Source organism: Chitinophaga arvensicola (assembly GCF_900110835.1).
GTDB classification, from domain to species: Bacteria; Bacteroidota; Bacteroidia; order Chitinophagales; family Chitinophagaceae; genus Chitinophaga; species Chitinophaga arvensicola.
Map to the genome: position 1 here is coordinate 2,736,251 of NZ_FOJG01000002.1, position 19,906 is coordinate 2,756,156.

Consider the following 19,906-nt stretch of genomic DNA (forward strand, 5'->3'; position numbering starts at 1 on the left):
CGATTTGTTTGGGAAATCCTTATAGCTGCTTTATCTTCCCGGAAATTTTTAATTCCCAATAGTATTGTATGAAGAAAATTGTAGCGGTCCTTGTACTTGTTGCTGCTTACAGCGTTTGTTTTGCCCAGGATGATTATACATGGGTGGAACCCAGCAAAGAAAGCCAGGCTTATCACGAATACCGGATGAAAATCAGCAGACCACCGGATGGATTGCAGAAAGTGCTGGGTATGATCAGCAAAATACAGGATAATGAAAATGAAGCCCTGGCCTTGTCTCAAAAAGAATACATGTCCTTATCCCTGCGGGAGAAGCTGACCTATCACCTGATCCATGCGGAAACGTATAGCCAGAACTGTGATGCCCGTCCACCGGTACCCGACGAGCATATGAAAATTTTCGGGCAACTGCCGGATGCCTTCGGCGACTACAGCTGGAGCCAGCGCCAGGGAAATTTCATGATCGCCAACCGCGATACCGTGATTGCCCTGGTGAGTGCCTCCATTATCCGGAGCAGCCGGGTAGGCCTCAATTATAAAAAGGCGATCATTGACATCAATGCCCGGGAAATGATTCCTTTGCTGATCAAAACTTACAACAAGGATCATAAAGACCACGATATCCTGACTTTACTGATGATCCTGATGAAGAACAATGAATTTGAGCCGTTCATGACCTCTACTTCCTACAAAAAACTGTATGCGAATGAAGAAACCAGCTACGAGGCATATTTAAACTTCAACAGTGCCAATGAGGCGCTCATTATTGAACGGGCTACCAATTTCTATAATGGACTTCCTAAAAAAGGTTAGTATATTATTATTACTGGGGGGATTGTATCTCCCCGGTTCCGCGCAAACTGCCTGCGGGTACGTATTGGTACCCAAAGGCAGCTATCGGGTAGGACAACGGCAGCATGGCCTGAATCCTGCCAGAACCGTGCAGGTAGACAGCTTCTATATTGCCGCCTGCGAAACCACCAACCGGCAGTTTGCCGCTTTTGTAGCCGCCACCGGTTATGTGACTGATGCTGAGCAGCGTCATGATGCACTGGTATTTGTGCCCGGGCTGCGGGAATTTGAGTGGAACAACGACAGCACCGCTTACTGGCGGTATCCCAACGGCGTTGCAGTGGGGGGTATTGAAAACAAAATGGAGCACCCGGTTACCTGTATCAGTTATAAAGATGTGCTGGCCTACTGCACCTGGGCGGGCGTACGCTTACCCACACTCGATGAATGGGAAATCGCTTCCAGGGCAGGTTCCAATGGCACTTATTTTTTCGGCGAAAAGAAAAAAGATATTGGCCGCTATGCAAATGTCTGGCACGGGGCGGATCATCTGCAGGCTGATAGTTCAGATGGATACATGTATACTTCGCCCGTGGGTAGTTTTCAACCCAATGCCTGGGGCCTGTATGATGTATATGGCAACGTATTTGAATTCTGCTCCGGCAAAGTAAAACCGGATGAAAATCCCCGGCTGGCCCATGCCCGGGGCGGTTCCTGGTGGTGCAGCGCCACTTCCTGCTCCTTTTTTAATTCTGTAGATATAGGCCGGGTAAACCGGCGGGCCTCTTTCAGCAACCAGGGCTTCCGCGTAGTGAAATAATTACTTCTTAGTCACCGGCAGATCCGTTTTCACTTCCTTTGCCGGCATCTGTATAACCGATACTTCCGGCTGAAAAGGCACGTCCCACTTATTTTCCCTGATGTGTACCTGCTCACAACCGGTTAACCGGAAAGCAGCACCCAGCGTGGTAGCTGGCAGGTAATCCTTCATCCAGGAAATACGGTTACGGGTAAACGATAAATTACCGGTACTCTTTGCCGTCAATACCGGGTGGTCGTAGATCTTAAAAGTATTGTCTTCGATGCGGATATTACGATGCACCATATACCCTTTCAGCAGCTCATGATTTTCCGGAGCAATAGCGATTACATAATTTTCCTTCCCCAGGTTATAGGCACATCCCTCGAAGGTATTGCCGCTGATCTTCACATCCTGCACCGGGCCGGATTCAAACCAGCTGGCAGCATCATCTGCAATAAGAATAGCATGCATACCCGTTCTGTAGAACTGGTTATTTTCTATCACTACTTTTTTGCGGGTGGTAACGAGCAGTCCTCTTGTATTCACAGACTCAAACCGGCAGTTGCGTACTGTCAGGGAAGGCGTCCAGGTGATGTTCTCGAGACAATCGCCGCTGGTAATGCCCTGCGGGAGATCGTTACGCAGTGTTACCTCCATTTCCCGCTCATTGATCAACCTCGCGGAACTGATCTGGCCGGTGGCGTATCCCTGTAACGTGGCCGCATGTACGAAGCTGATGCTGTCGCCGGCAAAGAAGGCTTCAAAGCCATAGGTCTGATGGTGCATGAACCGCAGCTTCAGGGTGCGTGGACCCGTTTTCTCCGAGATCACCAGGTGGGTGCCATGTACATTGATCGGATCATCATGAAGTCCCTGGAAATGGGAATTGGTAATCACGATCTCCCCTTTGCAACCGGAGAAGTGCATGCCGTCTGCAAACGTAGCCATTATACGGCCATGTTTTTTATCCGGCGCTATTTCCATGTGATCGTAGTAGAGATTTTCGGAGAACTGCGATACAATGCCCAGGCCGTGCATATAGCGCATGTTAAAATGCTCCAGGTGTACATTACGGCAATGCTGTATAAACATGCCCGCCTGGTCGCGGATGCCATCCCTCACACTCAGCACATTACCAGGCGCTCCTTTAAACCCGGAAAAATCGCCTGTAAATACAACGTTGTTGGGCGCCGTTTCGGTGGCGGTACTTTTATCGAACGGCTTCCAGGAAGAATAAGTATTCAGGCCCTGCGCGGTATCTGCCAGTACAGCGTGGAACTGCTTCATGCCCCATTTTTCGCCGTACCATTCCAGGTGCCCGTTGATGATAGCGTATTTTGAATCGGGATGAATGCTGGCTTCTACCCTACTGGCGGTGACGGTTTTCAGTGTCAGTTCCGACATGGAAGGGCGGGCAAAATCCACCGTGATATTACGCAGCGTCATATCCTGGCAATGATCAAATAACCAGGTGACCATCTTTCCATGAAAAACAAACTCCGCTCCATTCCCTTCGATGGTGAGCTGCCGGAAGTTTTCAAAAAACAACCCGATGGTTTTTGTTTTCTCCGGCACTTCTGTTTCGCTGGAAGTATTGGAAATGTAGTATACTTTTTTCACGGCACTATCGGGGTAAAAGTCGTAACGCCCAGGCGCAAATTCCAGCACGGCGCCCGGCTGATTTTTACAGGCTGCAATAGCCTGCTGCACACGAACGGTGGCATCCGTAAAAGTATTGGGCGCCAGGCCGAAATCGCTCACGTGTATGCGTGACTGTGCGGCTCCTGTTAAGGATAAAAAAATTCCTGTTGCGGTGAATATCCGTGCTAACATGTTCATCTGACCTGGATTAAATGATCCTTTTTTGCTGCAAACAAATACTATTTTCAGCATCCGCTGATAACGTAGAGGGATCAGCAGAAAGCTACAAAAAACATCGGTAGTACCCCAAATATTTTAAGTATACCGGAACAAAAATCTGTTCCCGTTGTTCCTGTTTCAAATGCATACACATGAACAGATTAGTCATCCTTTTACTGATATGGCTGGCTCCCTTATGCGCCATCGCACAACAGCAGGTACTGCTGAATAATGTACAGTTATTCAATGGAAAGGATAATAAAACAACATTGGTCAATGTGCTGATCACGGCCAATGTAATTTCCCGTATCTCCAAAGATCCTATTCCCACCAATAAGAGCATGATGGTGACCATCATCGATGGCCGGCAGCGGTTCCTTATGCCCGGATTGATTGATGCACACTGGCATAGCTTTATGTGTGCCAATACCATGCAGGATATGATGCTGGGAGAACAGAGTTTCCTGTTTATCCGTGCGGCGAAAGAATCTGAACGCACCCTGTTGCGTGGCTTCACGTCCATCCGGGATCTGGCAGGACCGGTATTCGGCATCAAACGGGCCATTGACCAGGGCATACAACCGGGTCCCCGGATCTATCCCAGCGGGGCCATGATTTCGCAAACATCCGGGCATGGCGATTTCCGCCTGCCGGTAGATCCTCCCCGTATGTCGTCGCATACCATTGCTGCACCGGAAGCACTGGGCGTGGGCATTGTAGCCGATGGTGCCTATGAAGTGTTGGTGGCTACCCGGGAACAGTTACGTCATGGCGCCACTCAGATCAAGCTGGCCGCCGGCGGTGGTGTGGCCTCTCTTTACGATCCGCTGGAAGCTACACAATATTCTGTGGAAGAAATGAAAGCGGCAGTGCAGGCGGCGGGCGACTGGGGCACCTATGTTACCGTGCATGCCTATACGACCGAAGCGATTAAACGCGCCGTGGCCGCCGGTGTGAAATGTATTGACCACGGTCACCTGATGGATGAAGAATGCGTAAAACTACTGGCAGACAAAGGCATCTGGCTCAGTATGCAACCTTTCGGTGGTCCTGATGGCAATGCGTACGCCGATCCCAAACAGGCAGCCGACAGTAAAAAAGTAGGGGAAGGTTCCGATCACGTATATGAATGGGCAAAGAAATATAAAGTAAAACTGGCCTGGGGCACGGATCTGCTCTTTAATCCGGGTGCTACCAAAAACCAGAACCAGCTGCTGCTCCGCATGAAAAACTGGTTCAGCAACTTTGAAGTATTGAAAATGGCCACTTATGATAATGCCCAGCTGCTGGCCTTATCCGGCCCCAGGAATCCCTATCCCGGCAAACTGGGGGTACTGGAAGAAGGCGCACTGGCGGATATGCTGCTGGTAGACGGCGATATATTACAACACCTGGAATTACTGGGAGATCCCGAAAAGAACCTGTTGCTGATCATCAAAGACGGAAAGATCTATAAGAATATCCTTCCTCAACCCTGATATCAGAACAGGAAATAAATCATGGCCACGGCGGCAGCAGTCATTAAGATCAGTGTAAGTGCTCCCAATACATTGGATAAACGGGAATTGGTAAATTCCTTCATGATCTTTTTATTGTTGCCGATGTGCATGATCATCACAATCATCACCGGCGCAGTAAGGCCATATGCAATAGCAGTATACAGCAGTGCCTTGATGGGGCTCACTCCCAGGAAGTCGAGCGACAACCCCACTATGAGCGACACGATGATGGAAATATAAAAGGGTTTCGCCTGTGCAAATTTTTTGTCGAGACCGGCAGACCAGCCCAGGGTTTCTGCCAGCATATACGACTGTGAACCGGCCAGCACCGGGATCGCCAGCAAACCGGTACCCAATACGCCGGAAGCAAAAATGAGGTAAGTGAGCTTACCTGCCAGTGGCTGCAATGCTTTAGCGGCCTGGTCTACGGTATCTATCTCCCGGACACCTGCAGGATACAATACACTCCCCGCAGTGAGAATGATAAAAAACATGACCATATTGGAAAACAGCATGCCTGTGTTCACATCTGTTTTCATATCGCCCAGGATCTTTTTATCTACCACAATACCCTTTCCGTTATGTTGCTGGTCTTCCGCCTCCATAGTGGTTTGCCAGAAAAACAGGTAAGGTGAAATGGTGGTACCGAGAATAGCCACGATGATAGAGAAAAAATCCTTGTTGTACTGTATGGTCGGAATAAACGTGTTTTTAGCTACCTGTGCCCAGTCCTGCTTAATCATAAAGGGTACTATAATATACAGGAGCAGCGAAAGGCAAAGCCACTTTAATATCATGGCAATTTTCTGGTAGGAATACTGAATGATGATAAACATCATAATGGCCGTTACCAGCACACAAAAAACAGACACCGGGATAGCGGGAAAAATCATGTGGCAAACGGCGCCCATGCCCTGGATATCGGCCCCGATGTTCAGGGTGATGGCCGGGAAACTGAACAGCAACATCAGGTACAGCACCGGGCGTGGATAATGCATCTTCAGCGTTACCGTGAGCCCCTGCGAGGTAACCAGGCCAATACGCGCGCACATGCCTTGTACAGCGGCCATCAGCGGGAAGGTAAGCAATGAGGTCCATAAAGTAGTAAGGCCAAACTGTGCACCTGCCTGAGAGTAGGTGGCAATGCCGGAAGGGTCGTCGTCGCTTGCACCGGTGATCAGTCCGGGGCCCAGTTTCTTAAAGAAAGCAGCCAGCTTATTGGGGGAGGCCTGTTTATCCATGAATCTGTTACTTAATGGGTATACGGTAAGTTAGTGCAAATCCGGCAAATTAAAAGGGCCGGCCTTTAGAGGCCAGCCCGGCTGCTGTTAGTAATTGTTGCCTTTAAAACGAATTCAGATATTCTTTGTAGCGGTTATATAAATGTCCTGCCTGCAGGTATGCCGACTGCGGGCTCATAAAGTGGGAGAACTCAAACGTAATGGCTTTATCATAACCCGCACGCCTGGCAGCTTCCAGCTTTAACCGCAGCTTTTCAAATTTAATGGGCAAAAATTTGATGGGCATATCCCGGTCGAAACTCTCGGCATTGGTCCAGCATTGCAGGCCGTAGCGATCCGCCATGCTTTTGTTTACCCGGAAGAAATCTTCCAGCTCGTGATAATCGATATGTCCGTCCTGGAAAGCCACCGCGTCTACGGCGCCCCGGATACCGTCGAATATTTCACTCCACTCCTTCTCATGTTCCAGCAGCGATACGGATTCCTCTTTGGTTAAACCCGAAGATGCCGCCATGACTGCCTTCTTCCCATCTATCCAGGGAGAGATCAGCGTAGGCAGCCCGTTGCTCACCTCCTTACATTGCATACCCAGCGTCCGGAATGCGGTAGCGGCGCCTTTCGTTTTCCGGCTGATTTCCATACTGAGGTACCAGCCTTTGAAACTACGGTAATGGCCGTACGCCTTCCATACTTCATCGATCACAAAACGGTTGCTGTCCATTTCGTGCTGCATATCGCCGGTATCCCAGTACTTGCCGCTGTCGTACAAGCCGAAGTAAAACTGCATCCCGAACTCGTCGGCCAGTTCCAGGTACATCTTCACCAGGTCTACCGGCGGCTCGTAGCAGCCGTATTCCTTCACCAGGTAACGGGAAGGATAGGTAATAAAACGCCGGTAGCCGCTACGGATCAATATCACGGTATCAATACCGATGGCTTTCATATGTACAAAGTCCTTCCGCCATTCCTCCCGGCCCCAGTTCTGGTGCGGGATATCATGACTGATCTCATCCAAAAAAGTTCCTGTAATTTCCATTATAATAATTTTTTACGCTGCAAAAGCTGCTTCCATACAAGGTAACCGGCGCCCTTCAAATGCAGTCCGTCGTTGGTATAATCACTGCTTAATTTACCTTCGCTGTCACACATTGCGTCATACAAATTAACGTATGTATATTGACGTTGCAGGGCCATTTTTTCAATGGCTGTATTAACGAACCTGATATGCTCCGTTTTATGCTGATGCCGTGCAAACTCTGTGAAGCTATCATTCGTAGGCAGAATGCTTTGCACAATCAGCCTGGTAGCGGGCGTTTCACGGCGGATACGATCCATAATGCGCCCATAGTTCGCTACAATCACGCTGTCGGGCACCTGGTCGGCGATATCGTTAATACCAATCATCAGGAAAATACGGGAAGGTTTACGTGTAGTCACTTCCGTAAGCCGGTTCAAAATCCCGTCTGTTTTATCCCCGCTGATGCCCCTGTTTTTAATGAGACAGTTTTTGAACAGATCGGACCATTCTGCAATGTCCGTAATGCTATCTCCCAGGAAAATAATTTCTCCGTTCTCCTTATCGGGTATCGCATTAAACTGGGTTACTTTCTGACGGTAATAGCTACTGCCATAAGTGCTGTCATATTGTGCGGCTGCGGCAACCGGCAACAGGAACAAGCCTGCTGCCAGTAAAAAACGTGGTAGCATATCAGTTATTTTCAGCCAGTTCATGAACACGTGTACCCGTTGCCGTTGGTATGCTGTCGCCTGCGGTGATATGGAGCCGGTCGTACCAGGTAAATTTCAGCACCACCATACATACCAGCCATACCGCCATGGCCAGGAAGCCTTTCTCAAAGTAACCAAAAACAAAACAGATCGGCATAATTACCATGCTCATCTGCCAGCAGATGCCTACCAAAATATTGAGCACATCCCATTTAAACTGCTGGTTAGGCACAAAAGAAGGATCTGCCATTTTTGCCCAGCGGGCTACCGGCTTCCACCAGCCCCATGGGCGGGTGTTGGTGTAGAACTCCGTAAGTACCTGCTGATTTGGGGCCGGCGTAAGCAGGCAACCAAGGATACTGCCTGTGATAGAAAATACCAGGATGATAAAGAAAGAGATGAGCGTACCGATACCGCTGCCAAACAAATCTGCATATTGCGGGAAATAAGCCGTGGATAACAGATCCATCAGGTGAGGTACAAAAGTGGCAGATATCAGTCCTACCAGCATACCGGAAAAATAACCATATCCGTTGAAGCGCCACCAGATCCATTTCAGCACATTCGCTGCGGCATAACCACCATACAAAGCGGAAGAGATCCAGAGTGTAAGGGAACTGAGGGAATTGGCAAACAGTCCAAAGATGCAACCCGTAAGGATTACACCGACAGACGTGATATAACTCCATTTCACATAATGCCCGGGCGCTTCGTTGGGTCTGAAATATTTTTTATAGAAATCGTTTACCAGGTAAGCCGGCGCTGCATTTACAAACGCAGAGAAAGTACTCATGAACGAAGCCAGTAAACCAGCCAGCACCACGCCTCTTACACCAGCAGGCAGATAACCGCCTACTACTTTGCTGAGAATGATTTCAAAATCGGGCTGCTGTTGCTCCTGCAATACCGGCATAAAATAATTGATACCGATCAGGGTTAATGCACTCACCATCATGAATAACGGGATATATAGCACCAGGTTGGTGAAACCGGTGAGCATGGCTGCTTCTTTCGGTTTCTTGGCGCTGAGGATACGTTGCATATCAAAGCCGGGTACCGGGCCTGCCAGACTGGAAAATACTCCTTTTGCAATCATCATCATCACCAATGCGCCAAACCAGGTAAAGCCGTCTTCGGCGATCTTCTGGTTGGCCTGCGGGAAGGAATTGCTCCAGTTCACATCCAGCTTCCAGGTAGGCCAGAAATTACTCCATCCTTCGGGTACTTTTTTATGCAGCTCCACATAGTTCACATCATGTACGGCGTAGGTCACCACCAATACGCAGCTTACCAGCAGGATGCCGTATTGCAGCACCTCTGTGGCCACCACGCTGTACATACCTCCCTTTACGGTATACAAAGTTGTTAAGGCCACAATGATCACGGCGTAGGTTTGCTGACTGGTCAGCAGCGGATTGGTCAGATCCCAGGGCAGAATGCTGCCGCTGAATTTGCCGATACCTACAAATACATAACCGATAAAACCGATCACACTCACAATGGCAAAAAGCACTACGATAATATGTGCCAGGCGGCCACCTCGATCATCGCCAAACCGTTTGATGATCCAGTCGGCGCCAGTCATGGCATTGCTCCGCCTGATCCAGATCGCGAGAAAAACCATTACAAAGATCTGGTTCCAGATAGGCCAGAGCCAGGGCAGCCATGCCGCTTTGAAGCCATATACAAAGAGTAAGGCCACATAAAAAGCGGTACCGCTTACATCAAACATACCGCTGCTGTTGCTGAAGCCCAGCCAGTACCATTTGATATTATTATCTCCGAGGAAATATGACTGGATATTTTTTGATGCTTTCTTTGAAATCCAGAATCCAAGCCCCACAATAACGGCCAGGTAAAGAAAGATGATGACAATATCTATTGACGAAAGATTCATACGATGTAATTAATTGGCGCGGTGATTTGGTTGTTGCTGTAATACGTGTACCCATTGCAGATAGCCTTTCCCGCTGAGGTGCAGGCCATCGTAGGTGTAGCGGGCATCCAGCTGCCCGGTGCTGTCCAGCAGGGCATCGTAAATATTTACATAGCTCACATGCAATGCTGCTGCCATAGCCTGCAACCCTTTATTGAGTGCTTTAATCTGTTCATTGGTGCCGGAATAATATTGCCGGCCTATCAGTTGATTGTTGATCGGAAAAACGCTCTGCACAAAAATACGTGTAGCCGGAGACGTTGCCTGTACCCTTTCCACGATGCGGCGGTAGGTATTGACAATAGCAGCTGCCGGCATTTTTTTATTAATATCGTTGGTGCCTGCGAGTATATATAAGCGAGATGGGCGATGCCTGGTTACCTCTTCTACACGGGCCAGTAAGCCATTGGTATTATCTCCGGCAATTCCCCTGTTCAGTATATTGGCCTGGCCAAAGAACTCGCACCAGTCGCCCCACTGCGTAATACTATCTCCAAAAAATATGACCGGTGTATCCGCTACCGGTAGTTCCCGGAAGTAGGCGGTACGACTATCATACAAATAGTTATGATAGGAAGAATCCTGTGCATGCAATGGTGAAGCGGCAGCGAGCAGGCACATTGACAAAGCGGCGATTATTTTTTTCATGTTTTCCAGTACCATTTTTTGATCGTGAACAGGGCGGCCAGTGCGCATACAGTGCCGGCGAAGAGTATTCCTCTCAATACACCGGTCCATACCTGCTGTCCCATTATTTCAAATACGCTGATAGCACCCGTCAGGTGCAATAGTGGCAACAGTAACAGGTTGCCGGCTACATATGCCACCATCGGGTTACGCCCGGGCCATGCAAAGCAACGGATGATCATACGGCCGGTGTGGCCGTATTGCAGGGAAAAGAAAATAAGGAGTACCAGGAAGGCAAGACCTGCCGTCACAAAGTAATAGCTAAACGTGGCAGGGTCTTTCTTTATGCCTCCTTCAAAGGATTCAAAGCAAAGTCCCAGCACAACAAGATAAGCACCTGCCTTCAAAAAAAAAGGTATGATGCGGAGATCAGTTTTTCGCAGGGCAGCGAAACAGCCGCCCAGTGCCGCAATAGTCAGGAAAAAATTTATGGTGGTATGGCGACTGAACAACAAAACCACGTTGCTGACCAGTACCACGCCTGCGGCCAGTCCTGCCAGTTGCAGGTACTTTACTTCTCTGGCGGAAGGAGTAACGGCCTGGTATTGCAACATCCATTCACCGGCCAGCGTTCCCGGCAGGAGAATAAATAAATACTTTAAAAAATTACTGTTGTACATCCAGGGAAAGGGTGTCCACGACAATAGGTTGTAACACCAGTTGCCCGGTGTGGCGCCACTGAGATAAATACCCATCAGCAAAGGCAACAGCGCGATACGCACCAGCGGATAATTCCGGGTAAGATACCACCACAGCGTTCCTGCGAGGGAAACATTGGCAAGAATCAGGAGAATAATATCTGACTGGTACAACGAAAAACCGTTGTTGCTTTCAAATGGCAATAACCACAACAATACGCCGGTGATGAGTACCGCCGATGCTTTCAGCCAGTTCCATAACCTGTTATCAGCCGCAGGCTGAAAGAACAATACAGATAATAACGCAAACGCCCCTACGGGTAATACATAGTCCGTTATTCCCGGCTGCCGGCTCAATCCTGCGGTTGTCATCTGCCGGGTGAAAAGGGCAAAGAACACCAGTAAGATATAACGCTTGCAGGCAGCCATCAGGATGGAGGGAAAACCCACCTGTTCGTTGATTTTCTTTTTCAGTGATAAGGGAATCGCGGCTCCCATGCTGAATAAAAAGAACGGAAACACGAGGTCTACCCAGCTGATCCCTGGCAGCGTAGGAATAAAGGTATGCGCAGGAGGAGGCTCCTGCGCATGATACATCCAGGCCGGCAGGATGCCAAAGGCAATACTGCCGGCCAATACCATTCCGAAAATGGCCAATCCCCTCAAAGCATCCAGGCTCTGGTTACGTTGCGTCATGGCTTATTCCAGTCCGGCTTTTACTTCGTCCCACAATGGCACCTGCAATTTGTTGTATTGCGGTGCATATAAATGTACCAGGTCAAAGATCATCACCCCATAGGTTTGTGAGCGGATCATTTTAATGGCTTTGCGGATATCTGATTTGCTTTTCCAGTCGGTATTACCCGCATCGATGCTCCCCACCAATGGCACACGGCCTTTGGTGATATAACGGCCCCCATTCAGCGAGCCTTCGAGGCTCCACCAGTTGTAGGTTAAACCCGCAGTGGCCGGATTATCAGCCAGCAGCAGCTGTGAGAAATAGTTACCGGTCATCAGTAGCCCGAGTTCCTCTGCATAGCCATAGTCCTTTGTTTGCGGGTAAGCCCAGTCCATACGTATCTTAGGATCATTGAACGGATCGTACTGGTTGCTGGCCCAGTTTACACCAACAGGGTAATAATCGCCATACCATCCTCCTACATAAGAACCAAACAGTGCATCCGCACGGGTAGCTTTTACAGCGGCATGTGCTTTTTTCACAAAATTGTAGATCACGCTCATGCGATAGGCCAGCCAGCGTTTGTAGTACTTACCGGTAACAGCGGGAACAGTCTGACCATTTTCTGTTTTCCAGGAAGACACCACATCCGTAGGGAAGCTCATGAAATTGGCGTTCTGATCATTGAACGTTGTTTTCAGGTATTGGATAAACTGTGTTTTGCTATAGTCGGAGAAATCCGCATCGATATTGGCATAGCGGCCATAGTCGAGGATCACGCCATCAACGGCATACTTCTGTACGATCTCTTTCAGGATATTGATGATACGGTCCTGTACTTCCGGATAAGCCGGGTTTACAAACCCGGGGCGGCCGGTTTCTGTGATCGGTACGCGTTTGCCCGTAGCGTCGCATACGATCGACTGGTACTTATTCTTAAAAGTAGGATCTTCATACACAGCACCCACTTTATCATCCTGGTCACCTTCCACGAAAGTCATCACGGAAGCATATACTTTCATCTTACGTTCCTTTGCTGTTTTTACCATGTATTCCAGGTAATCCACATTAGCGGGCAGCGATTTACCGTTATGGCTCGCTACCTTGCTGGTGTAAGCGCTCTGAAATACCGTATGACCGGAAGATTCCTTTACATCCACCACCAACGCCGTGATACCAACTGATTGCAGGGTATCCAGTGTTTTACGGATGGCTGGCGTATCATTGAACCGGCCATAGGTACCAAACACGTTTGCGTTCAGGTCTATCCACACAATTGCTTCTTTCTTACCGGTTGGAATGGGAATGGTATCCGTTTGTTCACCCGGATCTACCACCGGTGTATCATTATTCTTTTTACAAGCCGCAGCGCCCAGTATCAACAGGAGCAATGCAGGAACGATATATTTTTTTATCATGACAGGCAGCTTAAATGTTGATTAATAGGTGGTCAGTTCATATCCTATAATACCCACATTGGTGAGGACCATGTAGATGTAAGCGCTGGAGCGGTCGGGCGAGAAACTCACGCACAGATCGCCGGTACCATTGCCGTTGTCAGCCGCACCACTGATGACTTCAGAATTGAAGACATTGAAAGCGCTGTAGCCGGGATTGTTGGGCGACATACTCACTGCAGACGGATCTGTTACATCAAACAAGGCGATGTTTCCTGCGTTCAGGCTCCAGGAGGTATACTTCAGGAAGGCGAAATAACTGGCGCCATTGAAATTGAAATACAAACTGGGGGCGTGGAAAATATAGCCGGCGGCATCTGTATTGAAAGTGGCCGTTGTGATATTTGTTCCGCCGTTTACCAGGGCGATTTCGCTGCCATAATTCAGGAAGTAGGTGCCGCTGAGTGAAGTAGAAGTAGGTACAGCATCTGCGAGATAGCCCCAGCTGCCGGAACCCGACTTGTAAGTGGAGATCACCGGTGCAGCATTTACGTCTGGCGTATTGGCGGCATTGATCACCTTACCATCTTTGATGCGCCATTTAAACACTTCATTGGTGAGTGATCCGGTGGCGTATACCACGGCATCTTTCTGCAGATCTCCGTATATGCGTACCCGTCTGCCCAGTCCGCCCCATGCCACGTTATTGGTCCATTCGAGGATCTTCTCCGGTGCGGGATCCGTAGCGCTCTTCCAGCGATACAGCTGGAACTTATCACCGCTGGCGGCGAAAGTGGCGCCCAGTAAAGCGCCGGTGCTATCGTTCTGCATCTGGAAAGAATAATAGCCGGGCGCAGGTAACGGCATATCCCGTACGAAAGTACCATTGGTACGATTGAAAAGACGAAGTTTAGACGGATTGGTATTGCTGACAATCACCAGGTAATCGCCACTCACCGCCATACTTGTTTCCGTATAGTCGGTACTGATACCTCCGGCGGCGCCCAGTTTCACAAACAGTTTGCGGGTAATACCTATGCCGTAAGGCTTCTTCACCGGTGGTTGTACTTTCAGCTGGTAGGTTTTCACGGCGCCATCGATACTCTTCACAGTAAAAGGCACTGCGGCAGAAAGATCTACTGTTGCACCAGCTACCAGCGTGGTGGTGGAGTGCGCATTCACGGTAACTGCTACTTTTACTTTGCTGACATCGGTGCCTGGGATAGCGTAGAAGATCACATCGTTATCTTTTACAATCCCTTCCACTTCCGTATCTACCCCATCGAGGGAATAGGTCATGGTGGCTTTTTTCACACTGAGGTCGCCTACTTTTTTTGTAACAACCACGATGTTTCTTTTAGCACCGGTGCCTCCTTTGATTTCGAGCTTCACCGGTTTGGAAAGATCCATCTGGGTACCGATAGCAGGTGTCATCACGGCATCCAGCGGGAGATTGGCGCGCAGTATGAGTTTAGTGATATCCGTTTCATTATCCGATTCTACCGGGTAAAAGTAAGGTACTTCTATATAGGCGCTGTCTTTGGTTGTGTTGTATACCGGCATAAAGCTGGCATCTTTCACACCGGGAATAGCTACCCAGATATCCTGCAGGGAGTTATCTTCTTTCGGGAAGATAGGCTCAGGTTTCTGGCAGGCATTGAACGCCATGCCTAACCCTATGATCATTACCGGAACTTTATATAAATTTCGTATGTGCATATTGTTTATTGTTACGCATGATGAATTACCAGCCCTGGATCTGGGTCATGGCCGTATTATTGATAATTTCCGCCTGTGGAATCGGCATATAGTAGAACGAGGTAGGGAAATAACGGTTTTCCTTATCGCAGTCTACCTCGGTGTAATCAAAGCCAACGCCATTGCCGGTTACCTTGTGTCCGTGGAAGCGCACATTATTTAATACCGTATGTGCTTTACGCCAACGGCGCAGATCCCAGTAGCGTTGTCCTTCGAAGGCCAGTTCTACTTTGCGTTCGTGTTCAATAGCAGCCATCATGGCATCTGGCGTGGTGGCCGGTGTACCTGGCAGGTTCACCCGGGCGCGTACTTTATCCAATGATATTTTTGCATCCGGAAGGCGGTTCAGTTTTGTGAGCGCTTCCGCGTGGATGAGTAATATTTCTGCATAACGCAATTCCATCCAGGGTTGCACGCTGCCGGCAACCAGAATGTCTTTATTGCTTTCATCAAGCATTTTGCGCAGGTAGTAGCCGGTTACAGTTTTACGCGGATCGGTAACCACTTTAAAATCGATGTAACCTTCTTTATCGTCGTCTGGTGTGGTGTTAAGTGTTCTGCCTTTCCATGCGGCGCCGTTATATAAAACGGTGGCATAGAAACGTGGTTCACGGCCGGCATACGGATTGGCTTTCATAGCGGTTTCCGACCAGGAGAATTTGCGGCCGTCGGCCATTTCATATTCGTTCACCAGTTCAGCGGTTGGAACACCAGTGGCTCCCCCGCCATCCACATCTGCCGGAGGGCAGAAAAAGTAATCGAACTGGTGGGTAACACTGGTACGCTGATAGTATACTGCGAAGATGGCTTCCTTGCTGTTGTTATTTGTAAAGAGCTTTCCGTAGTCGGCATCCAGTGCATATACACCGGCATCTGCCAGCGCTATTACCGCTGCTGCTGCATCGGCGGCATGCTGATAGTATTCCGTTTTTTTGGAAGATGGCACCCCGGTGAGTGCATCCTTGTTATACAGTTTGTTATCGTATTCCGCTATAGAAGCAGCGTATAGCCATGTACGTGCGAGCATGCCATAAGCGGCGCCCTGTGAGGCCCTGCCTTTTCCGGCGGCGCCCCAGTCTTTCGGCAGGTGTTCCGCTGCAAAAGCAAAATCTTTCGCAGCATAATTCCATACTTCATCTTCGCTGGCGCGGGGATTATTTTTCTGCGTGGGCAGCTTGTCCATGATGATGGCGCTGCCATTGATACGGGCCAGCCAGAAATACATATAGCCACGGATAAAGCGGGCTTCTGCTTCGTACTGTATTTTCTGTGCATCCGTCACTTTTGCATACAACTGTAATCCGTTCAGGAACTCATTCACCTTACGGATATTCGTATAGGCCATGTCCCATACCGAAATGCCCGGGGAGGTAGCATTCACCTGCCCCGGGTTGTAGGCTAGTTTGTTCACTGTTCCGTTACCGGTGGTATTGGAAGTATACTTCTCTACATCAGTAAATGCATCGGTGGCGTTGCTGTAGCCGATGGGAAACTGACCGAAAGAAAATGTTTTGAACTGGTCGTACATGCCATACATATACATGTCTACATTACCGGCATTTTTCCAGATAGCGGCATCGGTGTAGCGGTCGCCCGGAATGCCATCCAGCTTGCAGGAAGATACCCCTGTTGCCAGCAGGCACGCCAGCAATAAGCCTTTTATAGAAGAGTGTTTCGTTGTCATAAGTAATTGCTTTTCCGTTTAGAAGGTAAGGTTAGCGCCGAAAGACATCATCTGTTGCTGCGGATAGAAGCCGTTGTTCGCATTGGGCATTTCCGGATCCATATATTTCAGATGGTCCAGTGTAAAGAGGTTGAAGCCTGCCAGGTAGAAGCGGCATTTTTCCACGTTCAACGCCCTCAATACAGATGCAGGTAAAGTGACACCCAACTGTGCAGATTTCAAACGTACATACGCACCGTTTACCACCCATTGCGAATTAGCCCAGCCGTTGTGATTCGGGAAACCTGCCCTGTCGGCTGTTAAGCGGGGATAACGTGCGTTCGGGTTATCCGGCGTCCAGGCCTGCTCCACGAGGTAATACGGGCTGTTGCCACCACCGTAAAACGGACGGGTAAAGGGTGTGTTATCATTTACACCGTAAACACCGGAGGAACCTTCATATTCTCCACCCAGTGAAACATCCACCAGGCCTGCACCCTGAATGAGCGCAGAGAAATCGAAGATACCGTAACGCAGCTCCAGGCTCAGGCCATACATGAGTTGCGGGGTATTACTGCGACCCATATACGTAATATCGTCTGTGGTAATTTTACCGTCGCCGTTAATATCGCGGTATTTGATAAAGCCCGGTGCAGCGCCACCACTGGGGGAAGTAGCCCAGTTATTCACTTCGTCCCAGTTCTGGAACAATCCTTCTGAAATAAAGCCTTTCTTTTCACCAATGCTTCTGCCCGGACTTCTCTGCCATGCCGGCAAGCCATCAGGGTCATTCTTCACCAGGATTTTGCTGCGCGACCAGTTGAAGTTACCGGTAATGCCATAATCCAGTTTGCTGTTTACTTTATGGCGATGTGTGATCTGCAGATCGATCCCTCTTACATCTGCCATGCCTCTGTTCACAATAGTACTGTAGTAGCCGCCCATAGAGGGTGGATATAAGCCGCCTTGTCCGTCGAGAATATCTTTGGTAAGCTTATAAAAATAATCAGCTGTAACGCTTAATCCGCCGTTGAACAAGGTGGCATCCACACCAATGTTGGTGGTATATGCTTTTTCCCATTTGAGATTTACATTGGGGATGGCGCCGGAGTACAGGGCAGATACTGCTTTGTCTCCTATCACGCCCACCGGATCTTTCGACAGGGAGAAAGTTTGCAGGTACTGGTAGTTGCTGTTTCCCCGGTCGTTACCGGTTTTACCGTAAGAGGCCCGCAGTTTCAGGAAATCAACTTTATCTTTTAAACCGGCGAAGAAATTCTCTTCACTGATCACCCAGCCGGCAGATGCGGCAGGGAAAAAGCCCCAGCGGTTTTCCACGGGGAAGTAGAGTGAACCGTCGTAGCGGGATACCAGTTCCAGCAGGTAACGGTTTTTGTAGGCGTAGTTGATACGTGTCACCAGGCCGGCGCGGGCAGTAGTACCGCTGTTGCCGCCGGGTTGTACAAAGTATTTATTATCCTGGTCGCGGAAGTCGATTTCTTTCAGTTCTGTTAAAGCCAGGTTACTGCCGCCAGCAGAAAATCCGTTGTTATCGTATTGGGAATATTCGTATAAAGCCAGCGCTTTGAAACTATGTGCGCCGAGATCCTTGCTGTAGTTGATGCTAGGCTGGAAAGTCTGCCGCACGTTGTTGGCCTGCGATTGCCTTACTGTATTAATATTTATACCGGGAGGCAGGGAAGGATTCCAGTAAAACCCGGAGCCGCCTTGTTCTCTTACAACGAGGGTATAAGGTTCTGTCCAGCCTTTGAATTCCTGGAAAGATTTATCATAGGCCGTCATCAGTTTCAGGTCTAATCCTTTTACATAAGGCACGTGCATGGTAAAAGTCATAGCGCCCTGGAAGGTGCTGGTGATATACCGTTGCCAGCCGGAGTTGTCTATTGCGGCAATCGGGTTTACGATACCGGAGTTGGAGCGTGTAGCGGTAGGTTGACCGTTGTAGGTAGCCGGGATATTGGGCAATGCCCTTACTGCCTGGTAGAAGGGATTCATGTATTCGTAGTCGTCAGCGGGGATACCGGTACTGTTACGTGTTTCCTGGCGGGCGCCGATATCAAAGGCCACTGAAAAGGTGTTGCTGATGGTAGCGTCTACATTGGTTCTAACGTTGAAGCGTTTGTAATCGGAGCCTTTCACCACACCTTCCTGGTTAAGGTAACTGGCGTTGGAGAAGTAACGGATCCTGTCGGTGCCGCCTCTTACACTCACGCTGTGATGCTGTGCCATCGTTTTCCGGCCGGTGAGCATACCGGTCCAGTCGGTATCACCGAGATAAGGATCTTTATTGGTACCGTTGCGCAGGGCCGCGATCTGTGCATCGGAATAGGTATAGGGAATCGGATCGCCACCGGTAGCGGTGAGATAATCGTTGTCCATCTGTTCTCCTTTTTTGAACCAGTACATATAATCCGGTCCGTTGAGAAATTTAGGGAAACGGGTAAAGGCGGTGCGGGTGATTTCGCCGTCGTAGGAAACGATGGGTTTACCGCTGTTGCCTCTTTTCGTGGTAACGAGGATAACGCCGTTGGCGCCCTGTACGCCGTAGGTAGCTGCGGCGGCGGCATCTTTCAGGAGCGTGATACTTTCTACTTCCGAAGGATCGAGGCTGCCGAAAGAACGTTGTACGCCGTCTACGATCACCATCGGGGAATTGTTGTTGTAGGTGCTTACACCCCGGATCAGCAGGGTAGCGTCGTCGAAACCGGGGCGGCCGCTGGTTTGGGTGGCTACGAGGCCGGGCAGGCGGCCTGCGAGTGCGTTGGTGAGGTTCATGGCCGGCACTTTTTTCAGTTCAGCGGCGCCTATCTGTGCAACGCTACCGGTGAGCGAGGCTTTCTTCTGGGTACCATAGCCCACTACCATTACCTCGTTGAGAGAACTGGTGTTTTCTTTGAGTACGAGGTGGATGGCTTGTCCCGGTGTAGCCGTTGCTGTTAGTGTGTTAAATCCGGTCATGGATACCAGTAATGTAACCGGAGCGTTGCCGGCGGCAATGCTGAAACTGCCATCAGCGTTGGACACGACGCCTTTCTGCGTGCCTTTCACCAGGATGGTAGCACCGGGGAGTACGTTTCCTTTCTCATCTCTGACGGTACCCTTTACTGGTGGCTGTTGTGCGATGGCGATCGTCTGCTGCGCGAGGAAGGCCATCAGCAGCAGGAATGTGCGCCACAACCGCACATTTAGATTTGGTTTACTCATAA

General features: G+C 49.4%; 14 protein-coding genes. 3 read left to right on the forward strand and 11 right to left on the reverse strand.

What is annotated here, in order from left to right; all coding sequences use genetic code 11:
- Nucleotides 1–68: 68 nt before the first annotated feature.
- The gene (locus BMW79_RS28250; RefSeq protein WP_089901218.1) at nt 69–812 is read left to right on the forward strand and encodes a hypothetical protein; all 744 of its coding nucleotides are present in this window, start codon (nt 69–71) and stop codon (nt 810–812) included.
- Nucleotides 790–1,611: an SUMF1/EgtB/PvdO family nonheme iron enzyme gene (locus BMW79_RS28255; RefSeq protein WP_089901221.1), complete on the forward strand. Its 822-nt coding sequence runs from the start codon at nt 790–792 to the stop codon at nt 1,609–1,611. Before BMW79_RS28250 ends, BMW79_RS28255 begins: the two co-directional genes overlap by 23 nt.
- Here BMW79_RS28255 and BMW79_RS28260 read toward each other — a convergent pair whose 3' ends face one another.
- Nucleotides 1,612–3,432: a right-handed parallel beta-helix repeat-containing protein gene (locus tag BMW79_RS28260; RefSeq protein WP_177192369.1), complete on the reverse strand. Its 1,821-nt coding sequence runs from the start codon at nt 3,430–3,432 to the stop codon at nt 1,612–1,614.
- A gap of 173 nt (nt 3,433–3,605) precedes the next feature.
- On the opposite strand from BMW79_RS28260, the gene BMW79_RS28265 reads away from it, so the two are divergent.
- Nucleotides 3,606–4,931 carry a metal-dependent hydrolase family protein gene (locus BMW79_RS28265; protein ID WP_089901227.1) on the forward strand — a complete coding sequence of 442 codons (1,326 nt, stop codon included), beginning with the start codon at nt 3,606–3,608 and terminating at the stop codon, nt 4,929–4,931.
- A 2-nt stretch (nt 4,932–4,933) separates the two neighbouring features.
- Here the strand turns inward: BMW79_RS28265 and BMW79_RS28270 are convergent, their stop codons facing one another.
- The 10 genes from BMW79_RS28270 to BMW79_RS28315 form a co-directional block, all read right to left on the reverse strand.
- A complete protein-coding gene (locus BMW79_RS28270; protein WP_089901230.1) occupies nt 4,934–6,193 on the reverse strand; it encodes an NRAMP family divalent metal transporter in 1,260 nt (419 codons plus the stop codon).
- Between the two features lie 103 nt (nt 6,194–6,296).
- A complete protein-coding gene (locus tag BMW79_RS28275) occupies nt 6,297–7,229 on the reverse strand; it encodes a DUF4434 domain-containing protein (protein WP_089901233.1) in 933 nt (310 codons plus the stop codon).
- Nucleotides 7,229–7,900: a GDSL-type esterase/lipase family protein gene (locus BMW79_RS28280; RefSeq protein WP_177192370.1), complete on the reverse strand. Its 672-nt coding sequence runs from the start codon at nt 7,898–7,900 to the stop codon at nt 7,229–7,231. Before BMW79_RS28280 ends, BMW79_RS28275 begins: the two co-directional genes overlap by 1 nt.
- A 1-nt stretch (nt 7,901) precedes the next feature.
- Complete coding sequence (locus BMW79_RS28285) at nt 7,902–9,818, reverse strand: sodium:solute symporter family protein (protein WP_089901237.1); 1,917 nt, start codon at nt 9,816–9,818, stop codon at nt 7,902–7,904.
- Between the two features lie 9 nt (nt 9,819–9,827).
- A complete protein-coding gene (locus tag BMW79_RS28290) occupies nt 9,828–10,505 on the reverse strand; it encodes a GDSL-type esterase/lipase family protein (protein WP_177192371.1) in 678 nt (225 codons plus the stop codon).
- Nucleotides 10,502–11,878: a DUF5009 domain-containing protein gene (locus BMW79_RS28295; RefSeq protein WP_089901243.1), complete on the reverse strand. Its 1,377-nt coding sequence runs from the start codon at nt 11,876–11,878 to the stop codon at nt 10,502–10,504. The genes BMW79_RS28290 and BMW79_RS28295 overlap by 4 nt, the downstream gene beginning before the upstream one ends.
- Nucleotides 11,879–11,881: 3 nt before the next feature.
- Nucleotides 11,882–13,279, reverse strand: a complete 1,398-nt coding sequence (locus tag BMW79_RS28300; RefSeq protein ID WP_089901246.1) for an alpha amylase family protein — start codon at nt 13,277–13,279, stop codon at nt 11,882–11,884.
- A gap of 21 nt (nt 13,280–13,300) precedes the next feature.
- Nucleotides 13,301–14,944, reverse strand: coding sequence for a DUF5018 domain-containing protein (locus BMW79_RS28305; RefSeq protein ID WP_177192372.1), 1,644 nt, complete (start codon nt 14,942–14,944; stop codon nt 13,301–13,303).
- Nucleotides 14,945–15,002: 58 nt separating this feature from the next.
- Nucleotides 15,003–16,700, reverse strand: coding sequence for a RagB/SusD family nutrient uptake outer membrane protein (locus tag BMW79_RS28310; protein WP_089901252.1), 1,698 nt, complete (start codon nt 16,698–16,700; stop codon nt 15,003–15,005).
- A gap of 18 nt (nt 16,701–16,718) precedes the next feature.
- Entirely contained in the window at nt 16,719–19,904 is a 3,186-nt protein-coding gene (locus BMW79_RS28315) for a SusC/RagA family TonB-linked outer membrane protein (protein WP_089901254.1), read from the reverse strand.
- Nucleotides 19,905–19,906: the final 2 nt, after the last annotated feature.